Here is a 4,723-nt window from a genome sequence, read left to right on the forward strand (position 1 = left end):
CGATCTTGGTGACGCCGAGCAGCTGCTTGAGCTCGGCCTCGATCCGGTCGCGGCTCATTCCGGGATTGCGGTTGTCGTTGACGATCGAGCTCTCGGTGATGAGGAGGGTGCCCCGGCCGTCGGTCTCAAAGGAGCCGCCCTCGGCGACCAGTCGGGTCTCCACGCGCTCGATCCCGTACTTGGCCAGGACGCCGCGGGCCACCTCGGCATCGTTGGCGTGCTGCTGCTTGCGGCCCCAGCCGTTGAAGTTGAAGTCGACGCCCTTGACCTTGCCGCCCTCCTCGACGAACACCGGCACGGTGTCGCGCGCCCACAGGTCGTCGACCGGGACGGTGAGCAGCTCGACGTCGGAGCCGCAAGCGTTGCGGGCCGAGGACTCCTGGCCGGGCCGGACCAGCAGGACCACCGGCTCGCGCTCGCCGATGGCCCGTGCCACCTCGGCGATGTCCTTGCGGACGGCGGCGAGCTGCTCGCCCCAGACGTCCTCGGAGGCGGGCCAGGACATCACGGTCCGCTCGTGCTTCTCCCACTCGGCGCCGAGTCGGCGCCCCTGTCCGGACTTGCCTCCGGGAGCGCCTCCGGGTGCGCCTCCGGCCGGTTCGGCGGCGGGGGAGGAGGGCGCGGCCGGGTCGACCAGGTCGTCCACGGCGGCGCAGCCGGACGCGCCGAGCGCGATCAGGCCGGCGCCGGCGAGCGAACGCAGGACGGTGCGACGGGCGAGGGGGGAGTGGGACACGGTGGACTCCGGTGGGGCTGGGAGCGGTTCGGTCCGGCGCCGAGGGGGCGGGGCTCGGAGGAGCGCCGGGTGCGGAGCCGGACCGGCGGCGGACGAGTCGTCCGGCATCGCCGTGAACTGCACTGTTGCACTGACTGAAAAATCAGTCAAGCGGTGAGGGAGAGCGAAGCCCCCGGTCGGGGGCAGTCCGGCCGGGGGCTTCGGGCAGGTGCGGCCGTCGCGGCGGGCGGGTTCAGCCGTTGCGGCGGTAGTGGTCCACGGAGACCCTGACCGGCCCCTCGGTGCCCGCGGTGGAGAGCACCCGGACCACGGCGAGCGACCGGCCGTCGGCGGAACGGACGCAGAAGGCGCCCCGGGGGCCGACGGCGCCGAACGGCACCCGCCCGGTCGGCCGGCTGCTCAGCCCCTTGACGCACTCGGCCACCCCCAGGGCGGCGTCCCGGCCGATGTAGGAATCGGCGGTCTCCGGGACCAGGAACTCGTTCTCGCCCCGGCCGAGGTACCAGGTCACGCTGTCGGCCGGGACGACGGTGCCGGTCGCGAGGTCGAACTCGTAGCCGGCGTCCGCCGAGGTCAGCTCGGCCGCGCGGTAGGCGACGGCGTAGTCGGCGCCCGGCGTCGGGGTGGCGGACGGGGTGGCGGACGGGGCCGGTGCGGACGGGGCCGGCGGGGAGGCCGGTGCGGAACCGGGCGCGGGCGCACCGGGGAAGGGGGTGGCGGTCACCAGGTCCTCGGAGGTCGCGGCCTCCACCGTCTCCGGGGTGTCCAGCAGCAGCACCGTCGCCGCGGCGCCGACCGTCAGCGCGACGGCGGCGGTCATCGCGGTGCGCCCGAGGCCCCGCCGAACCGCAGGTGCCCGGCGACGGCCGGGTGCTCGCGCACGGCGGCGATCACCTCGGCGGTGGTCGGGCGGTCCTCGGGCCGCTTGGCGAGGCAGCCCAGCAGCAGTCCGCGCAGGCCCTCCGGGACCGGCCCGAGGTCGGGCTCCTCGTGCACGGTCCGGTAGAGCGTCGCCGGGTCCGGGCCGTCCCCGAACGGCGGGGCGCCGGTCGCGACGTGCACGGCCAGGGCGCCGAGGGCGTAGACGTCGGTGGCCGGGGTCGCGGGCCGGCCGGTGGCCTGCTCGGGCGCCATGTACGCGGGCGAGCCGATCCGCAGGCCGGTACTGGTGAGCGCCCCCGCGTCGGCCGCCCGGGCGATGCCGAAGTCGATCACCCTGGGGCCGTCGGGGGCGATCAGGACGTTGCCCGGTTTGAGGTCGCGGTGCACCACCCCGGTGGCGTGGATCGCCTGGAGCGCCTCCGCGATGCCGGCGATCAGCAGCAGCACCGTCCGTTCCGGGAGCGGGCCGAAGCGCTGCACCACCTGCTGCAGGGACGGGCCCGGCACATAGGTGGTGGCCAGCCACGGGGTGACGGCGTCCACGCCCGCGTCGACCAGCTGGGCGGTGAAGAGGCCGTGGATCCGCCGGGCGCTGGCCACCTCCTGGGCGAAGCGGGCCCGGAACTCCGGGTCCTCGGCGAGCTCGGGCCGGACCACCTTGAGGGCGACCGGCCGTCCGCCGGGGGTGTAGGAGAGGTAGACCCGGCCCATGCCGCCGGCGCCGAGCCGGGCGAACAGCCGGTAGCCGCCGACCTCGCGGGGGTCGTCCGGGGTCAGCTCCTGGAAGACCGGCGGCGTGGCGAAGGGGGATCGGTCGTCGGACATGCGGGCTGCCTCTCTCGGCGGGCTGGGCGGGGCGGGGGACGACCGGGGCGGGGGTCGGACGGGCCGGGGACCGAGCGGACCGGGGACCGAACGGGCCGCAGGTCGGACGGACCCGCGAAAGGGACGTTCGGCACGCGCGGTGCCGCCGAGTTTAGAGGTTGCGTCAGGATCGACCGAATCCGGCCCCGGAGCCCGCCCCGGCCACCGCCGCCGGGCCGCCGCGGCCGGGCGGGCCGTGCCGGTCCAGCTCCGCCCCGATCGCCCCGCGCAGCAGCAGCCGGGCGTGCTCGACCGGCAGCGAGCCGCTGTGCCAGCGCACGCTGAGGCCCTCGACCAGCGCGGTCAGCCGCTCGGCGGCGGCCGCGTGGGCCGGGGCGGTGCCGCCGGGGTCGGCCCGGGCGAGCAGTTCGGCGACATCGTGCACCCAGGTGTGGGTGGTCCGCGCGAGATCCTCGCGGAGGTCCGGCTCGAAGACCGCGGTGGCCCTCAACTCGCCCCAGGCGATGCTGTTCTCGCGTACGTCGACGGTGTCCTGGAGCTCCAGCAGCAGTACCTGTTCCAGGTCGGCCCTGGGGTCCTCGGTGCGCGGCGCGGGGTCCGGCTCGGCGGTGTAGTGGTCGGCGCGGTCGCTGATGAAGTCCAGGGTCCGGCGCAGCAGTCCGGCCCGGTCGCTGAAGTGGTAGTAGATGAGCGAGGTGGACACGCCGGCCTCGGCGGCCAGCTCGCCCACCCGCAGTCCGCGGACCCCTCGGCGGGCGATCACGCGGGTGGCGGCTCTGAGTATTTCCGTCCGACGGTCCGACATGGGCGCCCACTCTACGCGCTTCCTCGCTGGTCGGACAGGTTCCTGATGATCCTTTCAGGGTTCTCGGTAAGCCTTGAACCAAATGCTTGACTGAATTTTCAGTTCGGTGCATGATGCGGGGCAACCCCACGGGACCGCCCCCCACAGGGTCCCCCCACAGGACCGCCCTCACGGGGCAACCCCCACACCTCCCACCTTCTGCCAGGGAGCGCGACATGCACACCCCCACCCCCTCGCGTCGCGGCCTGCTCCGGTTCGGCGCCGCCGCGGTACCCCTGATCGCCCTCGGTTCCGCCCTCCCGGCCGCCCGGGCCGCCCAAGCCGCGCCGGCCGCCCAAGCCGCCCCGGCTGCCGCACCGCTGCTGCGGATGCCCGCCGAGAGCGACCGGCACGACCGCACCTTCATGGCCTGGCCGGCCCTGCCCTCGGTCTGGCGGACCCAGCTGTCGGCCGTCCGCGACGACATCGCCAAGCTCGCCCACGAGATCTCCCGCTACGAACCGGTCGTCGTGGTGGCCCGCCCCGGGCAGGCCGCCGACGCCCGCTACTACTGCGGACCCGGCGCCTACTACCGCATCACCGTGGTCGAGATCTCCAACGACGACCTCTGGATCCGCGACTTCGGGCCGACCTTCGTGGTCGGGCCGGGCACGATCGCCGGCGTCGACACCAACTTCAACGGCTGGGGCAAGGACGGCACCCCCTACTACCAGCGGTACGCCGAGGACGCCGCCGTCGCGGGCACCCTCCTCGCCGAGTACGGGGTGGACTGGATCCGGGCCCCCTTCGTCGGTGAGGGCGGCGCCCTGGAGACCGACGGCGAGGGCACCCTGCTGGCCACCGTCAGCTCCTGGGTGAACCCCAACCGCAACCCCGGCATGTCCCAGGACGAGGTCGAGCGCGCCCTGCGCACGACGCTCGGGATGGACAAGGTGATCTGGCTGGACGGCGTGGCCGGCCAGGACATCACGGACGCTCACATCGACTGCCTGGCCCGCTTCACCGCGCCCGGACGCGTCCTGCTCGACCGGCCCGGCCCCGGCACGGACCAGGTCTGGGTCAAGGTCTACGAGCAGGCCAAGCGGGCCCTGAGCACCGCCACCGACGCCCGCGGCCGCGCGCTGACCGTGATCGAGCTGCCCGCCCCGGACCGGAAGCGGATCCGCGGCCGCGACCTCGGCAAGGACTTCCTGTCCAGCTACAGCAACTTCTACGTGGCCAACGGCGCCGTGTTCGTCCCCCAGTTCGGCCACGCCGCCGCCGACGCGCGGGCCCGCGCCGTCCTCCAGGCCGAGTTCCCGACCCGCGACATCGTCCAGGTCGACATCGACAACATCGCCTCCGGCGGCGGCGGCATCCACTGCGCCACCCAGTCCCAGCCGTCCGTGCCGCCGCTCCGCTGACTCCCCGGCGGCCCGTCCGTTCCCCACGGAGACGGGCCGCCGGGGCTCCCCGCCCACCCCGCAGCACCCACC

The 4,723-nt window shown here is 74.7% G+C and carries 5 protein-coding genes; 1 reads left to right on the forward strand and 4 read right to left on the reverse strand.

Annotation, left to right across the window (positions count from 1 at the left end; genetic code table 11):
• The 4 genes from VR45_RS38495 to VR45_RS38510 all read right to left on the reverse strand — a co-directional run.
• Window positions 1-736, reverse strand: a 736-nt coding sequence (locus VR45_RS38495) for an agmatine deiminase family protein (RefSeq protein WP_045944609.1), incomplete at its 3' end; no start/stop codon positions are given.
• A gap of 232 nt (window positions 737-968) precedes the next feature.
• Complete coding sequence (locus VR45_RS43130; RefSeq protein ID WP_052709701.1) at window positions 969-1,556, reverse strand: hypothetical protein; 588 nt, start codon at window positions 1,554-1,556, stop codon at window positions 969-971.
• Complete coding sequence (locus tag VR45_RS38505; protein WP_052709702.1) at window positions 1,553-2,443, reverse strand: serine/threonine-protein kinase; 891 nt, start codon at window positions 2,441-2,443, stop codon at window positions 1,553-1,555. The genes VR45_RS43130 and VR45_RS38505 overlap by 4 nt, the downstream gene beginning before the upstream one ends.
• 163 nt (window positions 2,444-2,606) lie before the next feature.
• Window positions 2,607-3,248, reverse strand: coding sequence for a TetR/AcrR family transcriptional regulator (locus tag VR45_RS38510; protein ID WP_078897426.1), 642 nt, complete (start codon window positions 3,246-3,248; stop codon window positions 2,607-2,609).
• A gap of 215 nt (window positions 3,249-3,463) precedes the next feature.
• Between VR45_RS38510 and VR45_RS38515 the strand changes: the two genes are divergently transcribed.
• Complete coding sequence (locus tag VR45_RS38515; protein WP_045944611.1) at window positions 3,464-4,651, forward strand: agmatine deiminase family protein; 1,188 nt, start codon at window positions 3,464-3,466, stop codon at window positions 4,649-4,651.
• Window positions 4,652-4,723: the final 72 nt, after the last annotated feature.

The organism is Streptomyces sp. NRRL S-495, from assembly GCF_000966955.1.
Lineage (GTDB): Bacteria > Actinomycetota > Actinomycetes > Streptomycetales > Streptomycetaceae > Kitasatospora > Kitasatospora purpeofusca.

Coding starts and splice junctions, on each gene's coding strand:
- VR45_RS43130 (WP_052709701.1), bottom strand. CDS start 1,556: ATGACCGCCGCCGTCGCGCTGACGGTCGGCGCCGCGGCGACGGTGCTG.
- VR45_RS38505 (WP_052709702.1), bottom strand. CDS start 2,443: ATGTCCGACGACCGATCCCCCTTCGCCACGCCGCCGGTCTTCCAGGAG.
- VR45_RS38510 (WP_078897426.1), bottom strand. CDS start 3,248: ATGTCGGACCGTCGGACGGAAATACTCAGAGCCGCCACCCGCGTGATC.
- VR45_RS38515 (WP_045944611.1), top strand. CDS start 3,464: ATGCACACCCCCACCCCCTCGCGTCGCGGCCTGCTCCGGTTCGGCGCC.